Raw genomic sequence first — 20,289 nt, forward strand, 5'->3', positions numbered from 1 at the left:
TCCTTTAGTTTCTAATTGGTTCTCTCTTTTTGATCGTTTGAACTTCACTTTCCTCTTTTAACATTTCGTCCAATACTTCTTTAAATAAAATTTCCGTGTCCTCTGAAGGTTCTTGTCCTTTTACTTCTTTATAGAAAGCTTGGAATAGATCAAAGTCACTCAAACTGCTACGATTGATATGTTCCTTTTCTTCATGTTGAAAAAGGCCAGTCATAATATTCTTTCTTTCCACATGCATCGCATTCGGATAGACTGAGCGAACTTTCTCCATTGGGGATAGTACTGGAGCACTGTCCAGTAAACGTACGAATACATAGTCTTCATTCACCGGATGTTTTAATAACTCTTCCATCGTTGCTTCTACCGTACGAATATCCCTTCTTGGTGTTAAAAGACGCTTTTCAAGAGTTACGTTTCCATCTGCATCCATATCAACAATTAGAAAACCTTTTTTGTGATTTTCTTCGGATATCGAATATTTTAAAATCGAACCAGAATATCGAATCGTTTCATCCATGACGTAATGCGCCCGATGTAAGTGACCTAAAGCTGTATAATGAAAGTCCTTAAATTGACGGGCATCTACATATTCCGCACCACCAATCGTAAGGGGTCTTTCTGATTCACTCGTATTTTCTTGTTCTTCTCCAAATGGGGTAACGAAAGCATGTCCGACATATACATGACGTACATTGGGGTCTAATTGTATGTTCATCTGCTCGATAATCTTCTTTGTAGCATCGTCATGGCTTCGTATCTCATCATCTTCAAGAATCGTTCGAACAACACTTGGATCACAGTATGGGACAAGATGAAAATGTACCTCACCATGCTCATCCTTTAAAACTACTGGGTCAAAGTCGTCCGTAAAATTACCAATAATATGAAATCCTTTTTCCTTCATGATACTTCTACCGAAATTGAGTCTACTTGGACTATCATGGTTACCCGCTACGGCTAATACTGGGATATTAAGCTTGATTACGATTGTTTCGAGAACCTCATCCAATAAATGAACGGCTTCCGTTGGAGGTACCGCACGATCATATAAGTCACCTGCAATAATAACCGCATCGGGCTTTTCCTCTTCTACCGCTTCAACGAATTGTTTTAATATATAACGCTGATCATCTGTCATATACACTCCTTGAACTAACTTTCCAAGATGCCAATCTGCTGTATGAAAAAACTTCATTATTATCATGCTCCCTTCTGTCCTCAATTGACATAGATTTCATCCATTTTTAATTTTTATATTTACTCAAACGAAACTACTAATCTTTTAGCTCTATTATATCACTTTCAAAATTGAAATTAGAATTGTATATTTTGGGATTCTCGTTTAATCCTGTATGATATGGGTATACGTTTAAATAATTATTGGGGGTTGTCATTATGGCTCAGACATTACAATTTGAAGCAGCTTGGGACAAAACAATAGCAAATCAAGATAGAGAGAGAATAGAGCAGGAATTTTTAAAGGTAAAAGAGAATCTTTCAAGAGAAGAAGAGATACAATTTACTACTTTGAGACATGCAATCAATCATAAAGGGGAATTACTAGTAACTGTTCTTGTTCATAATACTTCCAATACAGATTTTACTTTTTACAATCACAATTTACATTATCAAGCAAATGGAGAAACCATTGCCGAGCATATCTTTACCATCCCTAGATTTGTTATTGAAAAAGAAACAAGTATGCCATGGACATTTATTTTTCCTACACAACAAATTTTACGTCACGAAATTCCATCTAATGGGACATTATTAATAAATAATGAATGAGTTTTATCAATTTGCGAAAGAAAACTCATATTATGAATGTTTTTTAATAACAATAAGAATATATTATTTCGCTTTTGAACGGGGTTGATTGAAATGAATCAAGACAAGGAAAATCAAATACAAGATGAATTAGATGAAAGAAAAAGATTAGAAGATGTCACCCGAGTTATAAAAAAGAAAAAAGAAGCACTACAGGAGAAAACTTCTGGTCTAAAAGAAAGTATTATTGATCTTAGAAAAGAATTTTGGGACGACGTAACGGTAAATTTAGACGAACCAGACGATATAATAGAAACGCAAGCTAGTTTAAAACAACAAGCTGAATTTTTAGCTGAACGTGAACGGTCACATGGAAATATGGATCAAGAAAGAAAAACATTAGATTGGTTACAAGACTCTCCATATTTTGGCAGAATTGACTTTAAAGAAAACCAGACAAATGAAGAAGAAAAAATCTACATCGGTAAAGCTTCTCTTATGGATGAAAAAGACGAAAATTTTCTTGTTTTTGATTGGCGTGCACCTATATCAAGCATGTATTATGACTATGCTCCAGGACCTGCCCAATATGAAACAACGGAAGATACTATAAATGGTGAAATAACATTAAAAAGGCAATATATTATTAGGCAGGGTCAGATGAAAGGGATGTTTGACACGGGCCTTACAATAGGAGATTCCCTGCTCCAACATGCTCTCGGTAATAACGCTAATACGAAAATGAAAAGCATCGTCGCAACGATTCAAAAGGAACAAAATAAAATTATTCGTAACGAACGGAGTAATCTTTTAATTGTGCAAGGGGTTGCTGGTAGTGGAAAAACTTCAGCTGCATTACAGCGTGTCGCTTATTTAATGTATCGTTTCCGGGAAGAGTTAAATGCAAATGACCTTCTCCTCCTTTCACCAAACCCTTTATTTTCAAGCTATATCAATAATGTGCTTCCAGAATTAGGAGAGACAAATATTGGCCAGTCTACATTCTTACAATTTTTAAGAAAAAGAATTGAAAAAAACATAGAAATTGAATCTCCTTTTGAACAAATCGAGTACACCCTTACAGAAAAACATAAGGATAAATATGATATACGAGTGATAAATATGGATTACAAATCAAGCATCGATTTTAAACAGATGGTTGATTCGTATGTTTCTCATTTAAACCATAAGGGAATTCTTTTTAAAAACATTAAATTTAAAAACGAAATTATCATATCAAAAGAAGAAATTACTCAGTATTTTTATACACTTGATTCTAATATTTCTATTCCAAATAAAATGGAGCTTGTTACCAAGTGGCTCTTAAAGGAAATCCGTTATATTCAACAAAAGGAAGTTTCCGAAGACTGGGTTTTGGAAGAAATGCAATTATTAGACAAAGATGATTACCAGAAGGCATTCACTTATAGTCAAGATATGTACGGAGATGAAGATGACCCACTTCAAGAAGAAACCTTTTTGCGGAAAGAAGTGGTTCAACGAGCATTTGCCCCAATTAGAAAACAAATTAAACGATTCAAATTCGTCCATGTACTAGCCACGTACCGAAATCTTTTCGAAAAATGGGAACCAAATCAAAAGCCAATGGATTGGGATATGATAGCTACATTTACGGTAAAGCATTTAAATAAGCGGTATTTAACATGGGAAGATGCTACACCATATTTATATTTTAAAGGAAAAATTCTTGGCTACGACGCAGACCGCTCCATCCGTCACTTATTTATTGATGAAGCACAAGATTATTCCGCATTCCAGTTTGCATTTATCAGACATATTTTTCCTTATACGAGAATGACATTATTAGGTGATGTGAATCAGGGAATATACGCTCATGCGACAAGTGAAAATCCCCTTATTCCGGATGCAGTGGAAAGTAACCACGAAAGGATTATATTAACGAAAAGTTACCGGTCAACGAAGGAAATTGTAGAGTTTTCAAAACAGTTTGCTCCTGGAAGTTCCATTATTGAACCATTTGAACGGGAAGGAAAAAAGCCAACTCTACTTCAGGCCGAAAATAACTTAATCCAGACATTGTTAATGGAAATCGAAAAACTTCGTAGATATGGCCATGAAACAATCGCATTGATTTGTAAAACGGTGGAAGAAACAAAGCGGATTTATGAATCACTACGGACGGAAATAAATCTCTACCAAATCAACGAGGAAACCTTTACTTTTGAAAAGGGGATTTTAGTACTACCTGTCTATTTAGCTAAAGGAATCGAATTCGATGCAGTAATTATTCCGGATGCATCAAGTAATCAATACAATCAACAGTCAGAGCGAGCGTTATTTTATACAGCATGCACTAGGGCTATGCATGATTTAACCATGGTATCTCCTGGGGATCCTTGTATGTTTATTAAAGAAGCGAATAACGATACGTTTAAGGTGGGATAATCTTCCACCTTTTTTATTTGATTCTATATTAATCCTTTACAAAAATCAAAAAGTATGTTTTATTCATAATATAGGAAAAATTGCATATCTGAAAGTTGGCACTAGGGGAGCTACGTTTTGTGGCTGAGAAGATAAAGTGAAACTTCAATCAGTGGGGACCCCCACTGATTGTTAGTTGAACGAATCGTTCTTTTACTGGCTGTTGGTCCCCCACTTACAATTCCTGTTATCTTACGAATTCTTGAAGTGGGGGCCTTACAGCCAGTTAATGCGGGATAAATCTGACCCTTATTACCCGAACTAGATAATACTAGCGTGGGGAAGTGCGGTTCACTGTATGAATCTACAAAAACCATAAATAACATACATACATGTAAACTGCATTCCCATGAGGTATGCAGTTTTTTTATTTATCATTTTAGGAGGAGACTTTATATGAATAATTATTGTGGGACAAGTAGAATTGCTGGATGTCAGTTTAGTCTACACCCGATGAGTGACCGGTTTGCAGATATTATCCTTTCAACTTTAAATGAAGTGGACACCTCAAAAGTATGGAAGGAGACGGATGATGTTAGTACATGTATTCGTGGGAAAATGGTTCATGTTTTTGATGTAGCAAAGGCAGTTTTCCTTCATGCGGCAAAAACCGGTGAACATGTTGCGATGAATGGAACTTTTTCCATTGGTTGTCCAGGGGATTCTGACGCAGATGTGTATATGGATGAAACAGATACCCCTTTAAATGAGGAAAAGGTAAAGTCTATCTCTCAAGTTGCTGGTTGTAAATTTGCTCTTTATCCACTGGGGAGAGAAGATTATATGGATAAAATCTATGAACAAATCGATTTATCCAAACACCGTAACGTTAAAGTAACATCTACTCACTATGCAACAAGATTGGATGGAGAGGTACATGACCTCTTTCAAGCTTTACATGAATCTTTTGAACTCGTTCAAAATCACGTTTCTCATGTTACGATGACATTTAGTCTTTCTGCAAATAGCCCAACCAATAAGTCTTAAGGAGTAAATAAAAATGACAAAACAGTGGAAATTAAAAGAAATTGTTCTCATGTCTATATTAGGTGTCGTATTTGGCATTATTTATCTAGCCTTTTTCTTAGTGGGCCAAGGTATCCAATATGCCCTTGTCCCATTTGGTTTAGCTCCATTTGGCTATGAAATTATTTTTGGAATATGGTTTATTGTTTCGATTATTGCAGCGTACATACTACGGAAACCAGGTGTTGCTTTTACTGCGGAAGTAATTGCAGGGATTACCGAAGTATTACTCGGAACCACAGCAGGACCGGGACTTATTTTATCTGCCGCAGTCCAAGGTGCTGGAGCAGAACTTGCTTTTGCAATGACAAAATGGAAAGACTACAGGTTACGGGTATTAATATTTTCTGGTATGTCCGCAGCCTTGATTAGCTTTGCATGGCACCTATTTTACGCGGGTAACATTGCACTAACACCTTGGTTAATTGTAGCTACATTAGTTGTACGTGTAATAAGTGGTGCACTCCTTGCAGGTGTACTTGGAAAATGGATAAGCGACCAACTCGCAAAAACAGGTGTACTTCGTGGTTATGCATTAGGAAAGGAGCTACAAAAACGACGTGAAACGGGAGCAGCGTAGACCTTTACTCCATATTGAAAACTATTCATTTGACTATGAATCCTTAAACCAACCAATAATTAATAGAATACTATTTTCGTTAGATAAAAACGAGACTACTATTCTTATGGGAGCTAGTGGTTCTGGGAAAAGTAGCCTTGCCCTTTGTCTAAATGGATTATACCCTGATGCCGTGGAAGGTGTTTCTTCTGGTGACATCTATTATCATGGAAAAAACATACGTGATTTTAAAAAGGGAGAACTAAATCAAAAAATCGGTATCGTCTTTCAAGATCCTGAAAGTCAATTTTGTATGATTACAGTAGAAGATGAACTCGCATTCACGTTAGAAAATATAAAAATCCCTACTTCTGAGATGCCCAAGCGTATTTCGGAGGGATTAAAATTAGTCGGAATGGATGGATATCAGAATAGAAAAATCCATGAGTTATCGGGTGGACAAAAGCAGAAGATTGCTCTAGCATCCGTTCTTTTACTGGAACCTAACATTTTAATTTTAGATGAGCCTACAGCAAATCTAGACCCTGTTTCTAGTCTGGAGTTCATTCAGCTAATTAAGAGCGTTCAGGAAAAACACGAATTAGCTGTTCTTATTATTGAGCATCAAGCGGATGATTGGTTAGATATCGTAGACAAAGTCCTTGTAATGGGGAAAAATGGGGAAATAATTGCAAACGGAAATGTGAATTCTATCTTTATAGAAAAAAGATCATTAATCGAATCAGAAGGCGTATTTTTACCAAAGCGATTTTCCAATACTGCTGATTCGTTTCGGAACTACGTCCATTCTCCCCTCCCCTTAGAAGAAGTGATTTTAACTGTAGAAAATATGAGTTTTTATCGCAAAAAACAAACCGTACTAAGAGAAATTAATTTAGAAATACAGCGCGGAGAATTTATCGCAATTATTGGAGAAAATGGAGCTGGCAAATCTACCCTAATCCAACTAATATCCGGATTATTATTCCCCGACAAAGGCAATATTAACTTTTTCGATAAACCAATAGATCGTTGGAATGACAAGGAATTAAGGAAAAAGATGGGATACGTTTTTCAAAACCCAGAACATCAATTTATTACGGATACTGTGTCGGATGAGTTAACATTTGGCTTGAAATTAAATGGATATTCGGAGAAAGAAATAAAATCTATTTCAACCAACCTTATGAAGCAGTTTCACCTAGAAAAACATCGATTTAGTAACCCTTTCTCCTTGAGTGGTGGACAAAAACGCCGTTTAAGTGTTGCAACCATGATGGATGAAACACTAGATATTTTATTTTTTGATGAACCAACGTTTGGCCAAGATGCCGGGACAACGAGGGAATTAATGAATATGGTTGGTCTACTAAGAGAAAAAGGAACAACCATTGTCTTTGTTACCCATGATATGGACATTGTCGATATCACTAATCGTGCCATTGTATTAAATGAACAAACTATTGTCTATAATGGTGAACCTAGAGAGCTTTGGGAACAAAGGGAGATTCTGAAGAAAGCTAGATTACGCTTGCCTTATCGAATACGGAGCGGTTGTGGAGAAGGTGCTGTTTATTTATGATCTCGTCTATTAATCCATCAATAAAGGCCATAGCGGTGTTAATACCAGGCATTTTACTAAGCTTTACTTTTGATGTATTTACACCACTTTCTTATTTTGTTTTTATTCTTATCGTAACCTTTACTATCGGAGGTATTTCCATACTAAAGTGGCTAAAAATCTTCAGTCCATTTGTTTTTGTTGCTTTGAGCTTCGGATGGATGGCCATCTTGTATACGAATCAATCGTTTTCGAATGGTGAAGTTATAGTTACGTTGTGGAGTTTGGAAATAACTAGTGGCAGTATGCTCACAGGGATTAGTCTGGCACTTCGATCTCTTTGCTTTGTAGCATTATCACTATTATTTGCTTTAACAACAGACTCGACTAAATTTATGCTTAGCCTTATGCAACAATGTAAAGTACCACCTGTAATCACATATGGAATTCTGGCCGGATATCGATTTTTGCCTTTATTTCAACAGGAACTACAGATTTTAAGACAGGCGCATCACATTCGTGGTGTAGGAAGAACAAAAGGATTGAAAGGAAAACTAAATCAATTCCGTAGATATGCTATTCCACTATTGGCTAATGGAATTCGCAAAGCTGAACGGGTGGCAATTGCTATGGAATCGAAAGGATTTACTGGGGATACGGATCGTACTCACTACCATCAGATGACTATTGAAAAAAAAGACTGGATCTTTTTTTCCTTTATTGTTGGTATATTTTTTTTGATAGTTGCACTATCGTATTCTTTGGGATACCTAAATATATTCGGAAAGCAGTTTTAAAGAATCTTCTATTTGTAGATTTTTCAATGCCGGACTTCTTCGTGAACAAAAGCGAACCGCAACTAACAAGGTTCGCTTTTGTAGTTTAACCTAAGTATACTAAGCCTTCGCACGATCTTCTTTCGTTGGCCCCATCACTCCTGGAACAGGTAAACCAGCCTGGCGAATTAACACAGTCATTTGTCCACGGTGATGTGTTTGGTGATCAATGAAAAGTCGTAATACTGCACCTCTCGGGGATGGATGCCCGTGCATTTCAACTTCTTCTGCAAATTTCACATCGGTCATATTTTCTTTCACTTCACGTTCCACCTCTGCAACAACCTTTTTATACGCTTCCACAATTTCACTAGCTTTATGAGGAACCGCTTGAGGATCACCTGTCTCTACATTTAACCCAACTAATCCTAAGAAGTACGCAGGAGCCGTTGCTAAATGCCACCCTAGCCAACCTAATGTACTATGACCTTCTACAATAGCCTGTCCTAAAGTATCATCCGTTAATGCTTCAAGAACTTGAATCGTACCATGAGACGCATGTGACCAATCCAATAAAAAATCTTCTACTTTTCTATACATACTAACCACTCCTTCATCTTGTAAATTCAAAAACTTCCCTGTAGCTTTATTATACTAAAGCCGTCACAAACGAGCCAATGATTGAAATCCATTTTCATAACCTGTATTATTCAGCTTTACTATAATGCCATACACCATTTTTCATTTCCTTAAATACTCTCTCCCTCTTCTCGAGATAATCAAGATGACCAATGATTTCTGACATAACTAAAGAAAATTGACTATGATAACTTTTTTTATAAAACTTCCTTGCAATTTCGTCTCCCGTTGTTGCTCCGTTTTCTATTGCTTTTCTTATTTTCTCAGCTTTAAGCTCAATACCATCGATTCTTTTCTTTATTAATGAATTAGGATCTTGAATGATATCCCCGTGTCCTGAATAAATCCGTTCGATGTCCATCTTTTGAACTTTTTCTAGGGATTGTTTATGTTGAAGCAATGTTGGAAGTTTTTCTCCATTAAAATCAGGCTCTACCAATGCATTACTAGAAATATGTTCGATAATTAAATCGCCTGCTATCATCTCTTTATTTTCAGGACTGTATAAAGCTACCTGGTCTGGCGCATGTCCTGGAACCTCTAAAATATCAAAATGAAAATGTTTGTCACCTATTGGAGTGATTTCAGATTCAAGTGCCTGACTGCTATTTCTTTCAATCGATTTCTTCAAAAAGGCAATTTGTTTATCCCCTGCGTCTCCACAACCCATTTCTTCATATAATTTCACATAAAAGTCAACCCTCATTTCCAAAAAGTAACGATCTCTTTTCAATCGCGGAATTGCATCCTTATGTGCATAGACAGGAATTGGATGCTCGCTAGTAATTGGATTTACGAGCCCGACATGATCATAGTGATTATGAGTTAAAATAATTTCAGTTAAATCTCCTATAGAAAAGCCATTTTCTCGTAATGTTAATTCTAATGCATTGAATGACTGTTCATTATTAAAACCGGCATCAACCAAACTTAGTGATTGCTCTGACTTTACAATATAAAAATTAACTGTTTTTAAATTGGCTGGTGCATCTATCATGATTGGAATAATCTTATGTACTTCTTTCATTTAAAATCCCCCTCCCCTTCAGTAATAAAAACATAAAAACCCCTTTTGGTCAAAGGGGTTAGATAAATGTTATTGTCGCTTTTTTGTCTTTTTGTTATTGTATTTTTCATTTGCTGTTAATGGTTCGTTTGCAAATTCATGATCAAATTCCTTAGATAAATTTTTTCTTACTTTTTGTTCATCACTAAAACTATTTTGTTTATTTTTATTATTTTCATTAGCCATAATAAACACCTCCCAAGGGATATTATGGCTAAAACAGCCTTTATCATACTTGTTTAATCATTCTTGCTTCTCGATTTACTGGAACTGATTTAATATTTTCTCTATAGGATGATATATTTATTAAAATTCCCAATGATATCATTGTAATAACTAGAGAAGATCCACCATAACTAATTAAAGGTAATGTTATCCCCGTTATTGGCAGAAGTCCGGAAACCGCTCCTAGGTTTATGCATGCTTGAGCTATAATTTGAAAGGTAATTCCAATTGCAAGTAATTTTGCAAACCTATCTTTACACTCCCTTGCAATCTGTACACCGCGGAACATAATGAAAATATACGCACTAATGATGATAATCAATCCGAAAATACCTAGTTCCTCAATAATTACTGCCATAATAAAGTCAGTATGGGCTTCTGGTAGAAATCCTAACTTTTGAATACTATTACCTAAACCATTCCCCATCACTCCTCCTGTACCAATAGCAATATAACCATTTACTAACTGGTACCCTTCACCAAAAGGATCTGCAAATGGATCAATAAATGAAGTTATTCTCTCCATGCGATAGGAAGATGTAATTGAAAAATAAATTATACCTAGAGCCCCAACACTTCCAAGCATGAATAAATGTCTCTTCTTTACCCCTGAACATATGACAATCGTTAAACAAGCAAGTAAAATAAGTCCTGCAGAACCTAAATCAGGCTGTTTTAAAATTAAAAGGAAAATCATCCCTAATATAATTAATGGTGGTAAAACCCCATTTTTAAATTGGTTAATCGTTTCCTGTTTTTTCGCATAAAAAGCAGCAAAATAGATAATCATAAATAATTTAATTACTTCTGTAGGCTGAAGTAAAACGGGACCTAAATGAATCCATCGCTGAGAATAATTTCTCTCCGTGCCCAGTCCAGGAATTAACACCATTACAAGCAATACGATTGATACAATTACTAATAATGGACTTAGTTTACTATAGATGCGATAAGGTATAATGGTGGCCATTATAAAGAAAAACAGTCCAATGATGAGCCATTTCAATTGTTTTGTAAAAAAATAAGTAGGGTTATCATAATGGATATAAGCAACGGCGTAACTACTACTGTATACCATCATTAATCCAAAACCCGCTAATAATATAGTTATTAATACTAATGAATAATCAAATCGTTTTATTTTTCGGATTAACATGGATTTCATTGGTGGTTTCCTTTCTACTGAATGATATTCTCACTAAACATATAATTTTTTGATCGTAACTGTACACTTAATACCAACCCCAATGCAATAAAGTTAGTTAATAATGCACTCCCTCCATAGCTAACAAAGGGTAAGGCCAAGCCAGTAATTGGTGTTAATCCTATTGTCATACCTATATTTTGAAATACTTGAATTCCGATTAAACCAGTTATTCCAATACAAATATATACCCCAAATAAATGATTGGATCGGAAGGAAATCTGAATAATACGATAGATTAATAAAAAGTAAATAAAAATAAGTATACTTGTTCCGACAAAACCAAATTCTTCTCCGATAACTGCAAATATAAAATCCGTATGCGCCTCAGGCACTTTACCATTTTGTACTTGAATTCCTTGGTTAAATCCATTGCCGGTTAGTTGTCCAGAACCAATCCCCATTAAAGCCTGTTGTAATTGATAACCGTAACCAGAAGAATACTGATTTGGATTAATCCAACCGTAAATTCGCGATAATTGATGTGGTTGTAGAAGCTTTGTAAATATTTCATGTTGATATTGAAATAAATAAACGAGAAAGCCTACCATACTAGCAACTGCACCTGAAAATAAAAGAATTATTTTAGTTGATACATTGGATACAATAAATAAAGAAGCCGCAACACCTATTATTACTAACGCTGATCCCAAATCGGGTTGTACTAATATTAACAGGAAGGGAATCATCGTATAACCAACTAATTGAATCATAAGTTTGAGATTATGTTTTAGTGATAACTGTTTTTCACCAGCTGCACTCAAAACTTTTGCTAAATATAAAACAAGGAATATTTTCATAAATTCAGACGGCTGAATCTCAAGCAAACCTAAATAAACCCATCTTTTAGCACCGTTTCTCTCTATTCCAAAAAAATGAACAAGTAGTAATAAAAATAACCCTATTATGTAAAAGGCTAATGCCCACTTTTCAAGTAATTCATAATCAAATTTCGCTACAGCAATCATGATTGCAAATCCGATACCATACCACATTAATTGTCTAATTACAAAATAAAATGGTTCGGATTTTTCATATTGACCAGAACCGCTATATACAGCAAGTAAACTAATAATACATAAACCAATCACAGAAATGATTAGTAGATAATCCAATTGTTGTGTTTTTTCCCGCATGATATTCGTGTTCGCCTCTCTAACTTTTAATATTCATTTGCTGAGAAACGGTTTGAACTACTAGTGCATCATCTAAATATCCTATCGGAAAAAGATAGTCTGGAAGTAAATCCGTTGTAACAATAAAATAAAGAAGAGCACCGCCCATTAACCCGATTTGAAATGAAGTTCCTTTTTCTTCTATGAATCTATGATACATCCAATTCATTTTTTGAATATATGGGCCAATTGCACCTGACTTTTGTATCTTTTCATTAAAATGATTGAATATAGTATTTTTCCCCTCTTCTGTCTGACTATAATTTTTGTAGTTCACTATTTCCTGCTCCATTTTCTCCAACGTAAAATTACCATGATATAGATTTGACGATTCTATTAATTGTTGGATATTTTCTAAAGCTACTTGAATATCTGAAGCATTTTCATTCTTCATCTCCATATTATAGCCGGCTTCTTTCATTAAAATGGGTAGTTCTATATCTAAACCAATAGCTAGTTTCTCCAAATGTTTTAAGTTAATTTTACGTTTCCCATTCATAATTTTAGAAATAGTAGCATGATCTATACCACATAGCTTACTTAATTTTCTTATCGATAAATTTTTTTCTTGTAAAGTATTCGATAAAAATTGTCTAAACCTTTCATTATTAAACTCTTGCACCTTAATCATACCTTTCCAAAACGTTGTTGTTTCCATAACCTTACCAAAGTGGTTCCAAAACGTCAACATCACTTCTTTCGTAGTTATAATTCTTTTAAAATTATTCGCAAAAAAAGAACAAGCCAATAAGCTTGTTCTTCCTTTACTAAAATTAATATCCTACTGCTTTTCTTTCACTATAGCTTCCCATTACTTTATAAAGAGCCGCACGTTCTGTATCGTTTAAAGGTACTAATGGTAATCTCACACTACCAACTTGTACACCTATATGATTTAGTGCTTCTTTCACTGGGGTTGGGTTTGGTGATGTGAATAGTGCTTTCATCAATGGTAAAAGATGACGATGTGCAGAAGCTGCATAAGCTACATCACCGTGTTTAAATCGGGTTACCATTTCCTGCATTTCATTACCAATCACATGAGATGCAACAGACACCACGCCTGTTCCACCTATAGATAATGTCGGTAAAGTCATACTATCATCACCAGTATAAACGCTAAAACTGTCTGGAGTATGTGTAATAATTTCAGATACATTATCTAAATCTCCACTTGCTTCTTTAATAGAGACAATATTTTCAATTTGAGCAAGTCGGATAACAGTTGATGGCTCCATATTTACTACACTACGACCCGGAATGTTGTAAAGCATAATTGGAAGTGTTGTGCTTTCTGCAATAGCACGAAAATGCTGATACATACCTTCTTGAGATGGTTTATTATAATAAGGAACTACAAGCATAATTCCATCTACGCCGAGTTCAGTAGCTTCTATCGTTAGTTCAATGGAGGCTCGTGTATTATTTGATCCTGTTCCAGCAATAACAGGTACTCTTCCTTCTACTACTTTCATTACGAATTTGAATAAATCAAGTTTTTCCTTATGAGTTAATGTTGGGGATTCACCTGTAGTCCCAGCTACAACTAACCCATCCGAACCATTTTCAATTAAGTGGTTTACTAAAGATTTTGTTGCATCATAATCGACTTCTCCATTTTGATCAAATGGTGTCACCATTGCCGTTAATACATTACCAAAATTCATAAACTTCACACCCTCTTTATTATTTGTCAAACGTACGAGTGTGGAGGACTCATTTAAAAAGCAACAACGAATTCTTAGAGAGCTCGTTGTTGCTAGAACATTTTGTCAAAGTTCTTAGCTAGATAGCCCCCCATATAGTCCCCTATATGACAGTTCTGTACTTTTTCAATACAGACCCAACTTTGGGATGATGAGAATCCCTCTGCTTCGGCAAATTCCCCTTTCCTTATGGTTCGTCGGATCTCACTCTCCTCCACATAAGTACTAATGGTCTTTGCACCTCTACCTTACTTTAATAGGATGTTCAAAAAGTCCGGTAAAAAGGACACTTCGAAATTCTTCGTTGACTTGCTTCTCCGGTACTCACGTATTAATTGCATACGTTCCGTTCCTCAAAGCTGCGCCGCCTCGAACTTCTCGGTCCTTTTTTATCCTCCTTTTTGAACACACACTATAATACATATAAAATAAGTGTTTATTTAATTATTAACTCCAATGTATCAAATAACCACATATAAAACAAGCATTATTTAGTTTATTTTTTATTTAAAAAAGGGCCTGCTAACTTGTCAGCTAAACGTGGAAACATATTGTAAAGATTACTTCCTAGATTCATCCAATATGGAATATTTAACTCTCGTTTTGGTCGCTCCATTAAATGTACAATTTTTTCAGCAACTACGTCCGATTGCAACATATATTTTTTCACGTTATTGACATAAGTTCCAGATTGATCCGCACTTTCAAAAAAATTTGTTTCGATTGGCCCGGGGTTTACAGCAGATACATGAATATTTGTTTTTGTGAGTTCAAGCCTTAGCGAATTGGTAAAACCGAGAACGGCATGCTTAGTAGCTGCATATCCACTTGTTTTTGGTGTTGCTAGTTTACCAGCCTGGGATGCTATATTAACGATATGCCCCGTGTTGCGGTCTATCATATTAGGAATTACCTGTTTTGTGCAGTTCATTAATCCAATGACATTAACCTGAAACATCTTTTCCATATCGTCTAAATTTGCCACATGAAAAGCATCAAAAACTCCAAATCCTGCATTATTTATTAACACATCAATGTTCCCAATAGTCCTATATATTTCAACAAAAACCCTTTCCACTTCCTTCCTATCACTTACGTCAAGTTTAAAATAGAAAGGTTGCACCGAGGTTTCTGTTTTTATTTTCTCCGCGATTGCTTTTAATTTCATCTCAGATCTTGCTAATAGCACAGGATGAGCTCCCTTTTCAGCTGTCTTTATAGCTATTTTTTCTCCAATACCTGACGATGCTCCTGTAATCACTATTTTTTTATCTATTAATCTATTCATACCCCACCTCAAGTCTTACAATTCTTCCAAAATAATCATATCAGAAAAATCATATTCAATGCCCAGGAAATATTTAAAAAGAAAAAACCGCATACACCATCCACTACAGATCCGTACACGGTTCTCCCCTTATCAAATCAAAAAAATCCGTTTTTATTTTTCTTCAAAATGATATTCAGGCTCTTCCTTTCCTAATTCCACTTTCATATTATATTCATCTAAAAACCAAGCGTCTTTTTCATTAAAATAGAAAGTAATACCTTCAACTTCTGTCTTTATAGCTACTTTTCCATTTTCCCCGACGGATAATCCTAAAAAGAAATTAGAATGAACAGTAGGAATACCACCATATATTTTTAAATAAAATTGTACTAATTCTCCTTTTTCCAATCCCATTTCATCGATAAACCATTTTGCTGCGTCTTCTGATACTTGCAATGTCATTAAAGCCACTCCGTTCATTTATAATGTCCTTTATAATCTTTGATTTTCTTATTGAATCTATACGATTTATTATAATCATAACAAAGATTGAATAAAAAAGAATTGATTAATATCACTTATCTTTAAGTAATTTTTAGATAAAATGAAAATAGGAATCCAACCTTTCTTACATGACCTTACGATAAACCATCTTTTATCTAAAAGCAAAAAGGACGCTTATAATATGCGCCCTTTTAAATTATTTTAATAATCGTAATCCATTTAATATAACTAATATCGTACTTCCTTCATGACCTATAACTCCTAAAGGAAGATCTAATAATTGCATATAGTTTGTTAGTATTAATATTACAATGACACCTAAGGAAAAAACAATATTTTGTTTAACGATTCGATTCATTCGTTTCGATAGAGTAATAGAATGATTTAATCTTGATAAATCGTTCTTTATTAACACAACATCAGCAGTCTCTAATGCTACATCTGTCCCCTCTCCCATCGCAATACCAACATTTGCACTTGCTAAAGCAGGTGCGTCATTAATTCCATCTCCAACCATAGCAATATTTTCATATTGTTTACGTAATGTTTTCACTTGACTTACTTTTTCTTGTGGCAAACAGTCAGCAATATATTTATTGATTCCAACCTCTTCAGCAATTATTTTTGCAGTCATTTGATTATCTCCAGTTAACATAACCGGTTGTATTCCTTTTTGTTTCAATTCGTGAATTGCATTAATTGTAGTTTCCCTAATAGTATCTTTCATAGCAAATAAACCAACGATGGTATCCTCAACTTTTGCAAAAACAATTGTTTTTCCTTCTGCAGCTAGTGAAAAAACTTTACCATCTAAAAATTTATCAGCTTCTCGTTTTCCAACATAATCTGGCTTTCCAATTTCCCATTTCTTCTCATCAACTATAGCTGTAACACCATAACCACTTCTGGTTTTCATATCTATAACATTGATATCTGGATTAAAGGTACTTTGTTTTTTGCTATAGGTAGTGATTGCTTGAGCTAAAGGATGAGTGGATTCATTCTCAATGGCACCGACCACCGTTATAACATAATCTTCATCATAATCCGATGAAAAATAAGCATCTGTTACTTCTGGTTTTCCGTTTGTTAAAGTTCCTGTTTTATCAAGGGCGATTGCCTTAATGTGACTTAAATTCTCAAGATGAACCCCACCTTTAAATAATACTCCTATTCTTGCTGCATTGGAGATTGCCGAAAGGGTAGCAGGTGTAATAGAAGCAACAAGAGCACAAGGAGAGGCTACAACTAAAAGAACCAATGCCCGATAAATACTATCAGATAAAGACCAACCAAAGACGAAATATGGTAAAAACATCATAATCGCAACTGAAATTAATACAATATTTACGTAAGTACCCTCAAATCGTTCAATAAATAATTGGGAAGGTGATTTTTCTTCCTGCGCATGTTGAACCATTTTTATTATCTTCTGGAATAGTGTTTCCAATGGCTCTGTAGTAATTTCAACTTGTAATGTTCCATCTAACGCTACTGTACTTGCATAAACATCTTGGTTTAGATTCTTATTTACTGGCATTGATTCCCCAGTAATAGCACTTTCGTCTATACTACTTGATCCTTTGACAATTTTACCGTCTGCTGGAATTCTCTCTCCCGCACGAACTAATATAATATCGTTCACATGTAATGATGACACAGAAACAATAGACTCCTGACCATTTTTTAAAAGCACTGCCTCTTCCGGTTGTAATTCCATTAAAGATGTAATAGCTTTATTACTTTTATTCAAGGAATATGTTTCGAGAGCACCTGATAGCGCAAAAATAAAGATTAGAATTGCCCCTTCAGTCCAATAACCGATGGATACTGAGCCAATTGCTGCAAAGATCATTAACATTTCAACATTTAATCTTTTTGCCTTTACAGTTTCCGTGATACCTTCCTTTGATTTCGCGTAACCGCCAATGATAAAAGCAATAATATGCAGAGAAACCCACATCGGTTCGCTTAGATAACTTTCAAATGACCATGTTAAGAGAATAATTAATCCACTGAGTAACGCAGCAAATAATTCAATATGTTCACCTATTTTTTGAATAAATGACGTTTTAGTCTGCAAAGGTAAAGAACTTGATCCCTTTTTATTCAAGACATTTGAATCTGTAACCAACTGAAAACCTCCTCTATTGATAATAATAATCATTATTATTTAATTATAATAATTATAATTAATGTGTAGCTAAATTTTACCACCTAACATTAATAAGTCAATAGTTTTAAATAAAATTCTTTTAAAAACCACAAATAAATTCTCATTTAATTAAATACTAATGAGAATGATTTTCATAATCGAATACAACATTCCCTATTCAAAATAACGGGGTCTTCCCTTGAAATCATACGAAATATAAAAAAATAGCAGGGCAATTCAACTCGAATTACTCTGCTACTTTACAAACTAAGTATTTTTATTTAATTTTCTCAAATTCATGAACCATCATTTCGTAATTCATTGCCCCTAGAGCTATTTTTCTTATCACTCCATTGGAATCAATAAGATAAGAGGTTGGATAGGCATTTATTTTATACATTTGTTCAATTTCTCCCTTATCATCCTTTAAAATTGGAAATGTCAAACCAAACTCATCAACAAACTTCTGTACATCATCAACACTCTTTTCAGTTGATGTTAAATTAACTGCCAAAACTTGAATATCTTCTGTGTCATAAAACTCCTGCATGTCAGGCATTTCTGCACGACATGGTGGACACCACGTAGCCCAAAAATTAACAAATACCTTACTTCCACGATAATCAGATAATTTTACTGTTTCCCCGTCTAACGTAATTAATTCGAAATCCGGTGCAATATCTCCAGCAGCTGTACCTACTTCTTTAGATACTTCATTATTTATAACAAAGTCATAAATAGCCCAGCCGAGCATACCTACAATAATAACTGCTATAATAATTTTTTTCATTAATATCCTCCTGAATCTGTACTTATAAGTGAAGTGAATGGAAACTATTCAAGCATTAAACGAATTTCCTTTTTAATATAGATAAAAGAACAATGGCAAGAATGAATCCAGGAAACCAGATTTGAATGGAATAACCAAAGATTACAATATGATTTTGTAAGAATGCTAGAATAATTAATCCTATAGACCATCCTACTAACATTATAGTAATAAAATGAAAGTTATTTACTCGCCCATATGTCAAAAGTAGGACAATTATCAGGATTCCTAACACTAAACTATATCCAAAAGAAAAACGATTATTTTCCCAAACTAATTGAATAAATTCATAGCAAAAAGAGCTAAATATAAATATGGGAAAAAAGGCTTGGAGAAATTTGCCAACATCAAACCGTCTTTGCTTAAATTTATAAAAAAATAAACCTCCCATACAAAGAAAAGCAAAATAAAATGATGTTGAATCACTTGGGATGATGAAAACGATTAATGGATCCTCTAATAATCTTGAATAGTTGAATAACACCTTTCCAACCCATAGGAAAATGACAAAATTAACTATTTCTGAAATGATTTCATTAACTTGATTTTTATTGCTCTCTCTTGACTTATCATTAATCAAATAATATATAATGATTCCTACAAATAAGCTTATTAAATAGTGAACAACTGTTACTACAGCCGAGGTTATTACTATAAAATCCACCAACTTTTCTACTTGTATTTTATTCTAATATAACATAAGCATATAGTAATATTTAATTAAATTGCATTTATAAGTATACCCTCCTAGCATTGGGCTTATAGGCATTTCTCTATTAATTCAAATCTATTTCTATTATTAATATATTATTTTCTTGCATATAGTCTTTGATTTTCTATGCTCCTTGTTTGTTAACCACTATTTTTTCTATCTACTACTTCATTACCGATACGATTTACTTGAAGAGCTTACTCTTATGTACTTCGGCATTAATCCCTTCTCTAAAAAAAGTCAGGATACAAATTTAATTGTATCCTGACTTTTTGAAATTGCCTGGCGGTGTCCTACTCTCGCAGGGGAGATCCCCAACTACCATCGGCGCTGGAAAGCTTAACTTCTGTGTTCGGTATGGGAACAGGTGTGACCTCTCCGCCATCACTACCAGACAAAAATATTCAATTAGGATTTGTATCCTGAAAACTAAATAAGAGTAATCTTGACATCAAAAGAAGTTAGTTAAGTCCTCGATCGATTAGTATTTGTCAGCTCCACGTGTCGCCACGCTTCCACCTCAAACCTATTAACCTCATCGTCTCTGAGGGATCTTACTCATTTAAAATGATGGGAAGTCTCATCTTGAGGGGGGCTTCATGCTTAGATGCTTTCAGCACTTATCCTTTCCACACGTAGCTACCCAGCT

19 protein-coding genes, 2 rRNA genes and 1 riboswitch are annotated in these 20,289 nt (G+C 34.6%); of the genes, 6 read left to right on the plus strand and 15 right to left on the minus strand.

From position 1 onward, the window contains the following. Positions 1–4: 4 nt before the first annotated feature. The gene (locus A9178_RS04125) at positions 5–1,195 is read right to left on the minus strand and encodes an exonuclease SbcCD subunit D (protein ID WP_068672632.1); all 1,191 of its coding nucleotides are present in this window, start codon (positions 1,193–1,195) and stop codon (positions 5–7) included. Between the two features lie 200 nt (positions 1,196–1,395). Here A9178_RS04125 and A9178_RS04130 point away from each other — a divergent pair, with 200 nt between their 5' ends. The 6 genes from A9178_RS04130 (at position 1,396) to A9178_RS04155 (ending at position 8,176) form a co-directional block, all read left to right on the plus strand. Then, positions 1,396–1,788 carry an SLAP domain-containing protein gene (locus tag A9178_RS04130; protein WP_068672633.1) on the plus strand — a complete coding sequence of 131 codons (393 nt, stop codon included), beginning with the start codon at positions 1,396–1,398 and terminating at the stop codon, positions 1,786–1,788. 93 nt (positions 1,789–1,881) lie between these two features. Continuing rightward, positions 1,882–4,194 (plus strand): RNA polymerase recycling motor HelD, encoded by a 2,313-nt coding sequence (helD, locus tag A9178_RS04135; protein ID WP_068672634.1) that lies wholly within the window; start codon positions 1,882–1,884, stop codon positions 4,192–4,194. A gap of 435 nt (positions 4,195–4,629) precedes the next feature. Beyond that, entirely contained in the window at positions 4,630–5,220 is a 591-nt protein-coding gene (locus tag A9178_RS04140) for a YkoF family thiamine/hydroxymethylpyrimidine-binding protein (protein WP_068672635.1), read from the plus strand. Between the two features lie 13 nt (positions 5,221–5,233). Further along, a complete protein-coding gene (locus tag A9178_RS04145) occupies positions 5,234–5,839 on the plus strand; it encodes an ECF transporter S component (protein ID WP_068672636.1) in 606 nt (201 codons plus the stop codon). Next, positions 5,820–7,400 carry an ABC transporter ATP-binding protein gene (locus A9178_RS04150; protein ID WP_068672637.1) on the plus strand — a complete coding sequence of 527 codons (1,581 nt, stop codon included), beginning with the start codon at positions 5,820–5,822 and terminating at the stop codon, positions 7,398–7,400. The genes A9178_RS04145 and A9178_RS04150 overlap by 20 nt, the downstream gene beginning before the upstream one ends. Beyond that, positions 7,397–8,176: an energy-coupling factor transporter transmembrane component T family protein gene (locus A9178_RS04155; RefSeq protein ID WP_068672638.1), complete on the plus strand. Its 780-nt coding sequence runs from the start codon at positions 7,397–7,399 to the stop codon at positions 8,174–8,176. Before A9178_RS04150 ends, A9178_RS04155 begins: the two co-directional genes overlap by 4 nt. Before the next feature lie 99 nt (positions 8,177–8,275). Here A9178_RS04155 and A9178_RS04160 read toward each other — a convergent pair whose 3' ends face one another. From A9178_RS04160 to A9178_RS04225, 14 genes are all read right to left on the minus strand, one after another. Continuing rightward, positions 8,276–8,755 carry a DinB family protein gene (locus A9178_RS04160; protein WP_068672639.1) on the minus strand — a complete coding sequence of 160 codons (480 nt, stop codon included), beginning with the start codon at positions 8,753–8,755 and terminating at the stop codon, positions 8,276–8,278. Between the two features lie 106 nt (positions 8,756–8,861). Next, positions 8,862–9,821, minus strand: coding sequence for an MBL fold metallo-hydrolase (locus A9178_RS04165; RefSeq protein ID WP_068672640.1), 960 nt, complete (start codon positions 9,819–9,821; stop codon positions 8,862–8,864). Between the two features lie 69 nt (positions 9,822–9,890). Continuing rightward, positions 9,891–10,046: a small acid-soluble spore protein O gene (gene sspO, locus A9178_RS04170; protein WP_068672641.1), complete on the minus strand. Its 156-nt coding sequence runs from the start codon at positions 10,044–10,046 to the stop codon at positions 9,891–9,893. 43 nt (positions 10,047–10,089) lie between these two features. Continuing rightward, a complete protein-coding gene (ftsW, locus tag A9178_RS04175) occupies positions 10,090–11,241 on the minus strand; it encodes a putative lipid II flippase FtsW (RefSeq protein WP_369801945.1) in 1,152 nt (383 codons plus the stop codon). 23 nt (positions 11,242–11,264) lie between these two features. Next, positions 11,265–12,425, minus strand: coding sequence for a rod shape-determining protein RodA (gene rodA / locus A9178_RS04180; RefSeq protein WP_068672643.1), 1,161 nt, complete (start codon positions 12,423–12,425; stop codon positions 11,265–11,267). 19 nt (positions 12,426–12,444) lie between these two features. Further along, positions 12,445–13,212, minus strand: a complete 768-nt coding sequence (locus A9178_RS04185; RefSeq protein ID WP_231889786.1) for a helix-turn-helix domain-containing protein — start codon at positions 13,210–13,212, stop codon at positions 12,445–12,447. Positions 13,213–13,237: 25 nt separating this feature from the next. Continuing rightward, positions 13,238–14,131, minus strand: a complete 894-nt coding sequence (dapA, locus tag A9178_RS04190; RefSeq protein WP_068672644.1) for a 4-hydroxy-tetrahydrodipicolinate synthase — start codon at positions 14,129–14,131, stop codon at positions 13,238–13,240. A gap of 115 nt (positions 14,132–14,246) precedes the next feature. Beyond that, positions 14,247–14,424: riboswitch (Lysine riboswitch) on the minus strand. A gap of 242 nt (positions 14,425–14,666) precedes the next feature. Then, positions 14,667–15,458: an SDR family NAD(P)-dependent oxidoreductase gene (locus A9178_RS04195; protein ID WP_068672645.1), complete on the minus strand. Its 792-nt coding sequence runs from the start codon at positions 15,456–15,458 to the stop codon at positions 14,667–14,669. Between the two features lie 153 nt (positions 15,459–15,611). Then, complete coding sequence (locus tag A9178_RS04200; protein WP_068672646.1) at positions 15,612–15,902, minus strand: HesB/YadR/YfhF family protein; 291 nt, start codon at positions 15,900–15,902, stop codon at positions 15,612–15,614. 238 nt (positions 15,903–16,140) lie between these two features. Continuing rightward, positions 16,141–18,111, minus strand: a complete 1,971-nt coding sequence (locus A9178_RS04205; RefSeq protein ID WP_082918082.1) for a heavy metal translocating P-type ATPase — start codon at positions 18,109–18,111, stop codon at positions 16,141–16,143. 265 nt (positions 18,112–18,376) lie between these two features. Continuing rightward, on the minus strand, positions 18,377–18,889 hold the full coding sequence (locus A9178_RS04210) for a redoxin domain-containing protein (protein ID WP_068672647.1): 513 nt from the start codon (positions 18,887–18,889) through the stop codon (positions 18,377–18,379). Between the two features lie 55 nt (positions 18,890–18,944). Beyond that, a complete protein-coding gene (locus tag A9178_RS04215) occupies positions 18,945–19,592 on the minus strand; it encodes a hypothetical protein (protein ID WP_068672648.1) in 648 nt (215 codons plus the stop codon). 328 nt (positions 19,593–19,920) lie between these two features. Beyond that, positions 19,921–20,035, minus strand: a 5S ribosomal RNA gene (gene rrf / locus A9178_RS04220). Between the two features lie 66 nt (positions 20,036–20,101). After that, a 23S ribosomal RNA gene (locus A9178_RS04225) occupies positions 20,102–20,289 on the minus strand; the annotation flags it as partial.

Source organism: Oceanobacillus sp. Castelsardo (assembly GCF_001659985.1).
In the GTDB taxonomy this organism is placed as follows: domain Bacteria; phylum Bacillota; class Bacilli; order Bacillales; family Amphibacillaceae; genus Oceanobacillus.

Coding starts and splice junctions, on each gene's coding strand:
- A9178_RS04125 (WP_068672632.1), bottom strand. CDS start 1,195: ATGAAGTTTTTTCATACAGCAGATTGGCATCTTGGAAAGTTAGTTCAA.
- A9178_RS04130 (WP_068672633.1), top strand. CDS start 1,396: ATGGCTCAGACATTACAATTTGAAGCAGCTTGGGACAAAACAATAGCA.
- helD (WP_068672634.1), top strand. CDS start 1,882: ATGAATCAAGACAAGGAAAATCAAATACAAGATGAATTAGATGAAAGA.
- A9178_RS04140 (WP_068672635.1), top strand. CDS start 4,630: ATGAATAATTATTGTGGGACAAGTAGAATTGCTGGATGTCAGTTTAGT.
- A9178_RS04145 (WP_068672636.1), top strand. CDS start 5,234: ATGACAAAACAGTGGAAATTAAAAGAAATTGTTCTCATGTCTATATTA.
- A9178_RS04155 (WP_068672638.1), top strand. CDS start 7,397: ATGATCTCGTCTATTAATCCATCAATAAAGGCCATAGCGGTGTTAATA.
- A9178_RS04160 (WP_068672639.1), bottom strand. CDS start 8,755: ATGTATAGAAAAGTAGAAGATTTTTTATTGGATTGGTCACATGCGTCT.
- A9178_RS04165 (WP_068672640.1), bottom strand. CDS start 9,821: ATGAAAGAAGTACATAAGATTATTCCAATCATGATAGATGCACCAGCC.
- sspO (WP_068672641.1), bottom strand. CDS start 10,046: ATGGCTAATGAAAATAATAAAAATAAACAAAATAGTTTTAGTGATGAA.
- ftsW (WP_369801945.1), bottom strand. CDS start 11,241: ATGTTAATCCGAAAAATAAAACGATTTGATTATTCATTAGTATTAATA.
- rodA (WP_068672643.1), bottom strand. CDS start 12,425: ATGCGGGAAAAAACACAACAATTGGATTATCTACTAATCATTTCTGTG.
- dapA (WP_068672644.1), bottom strand. CDS start 14,131: ATGAATTTTGGTAATGTATTAACGGCAATGGTGACACCATTTGATCAA.
- A9178_RS04195 (WP_068672645.1), bottom strand. CDS start 15,458: ATGAATAGATTAATAGATAAAAAAATAGTGATTACAGGAGCATCGTCA.
- A9178_RS04200 (WP_068672646.1), bottom strand. CDS start 15,902: ATGACATTGCAAGTATCAGAAGACGCAGCAAAATGGTTTATCGATGAA.
- A9178_RS04205 (WP_082918082.1), bottom strand. CDS start 18,111: ATGATTATTATTATCAATAGAGGAGGTTTTCAGTTGGTTACAGATTCA.
- A9178_RS04210 (WP_068672647.1), bottom strand. CDS start 18,889: ATGAAAAAAATTATTATAGCAGTTATTATTGTAGGTATGCTCGGCTGG.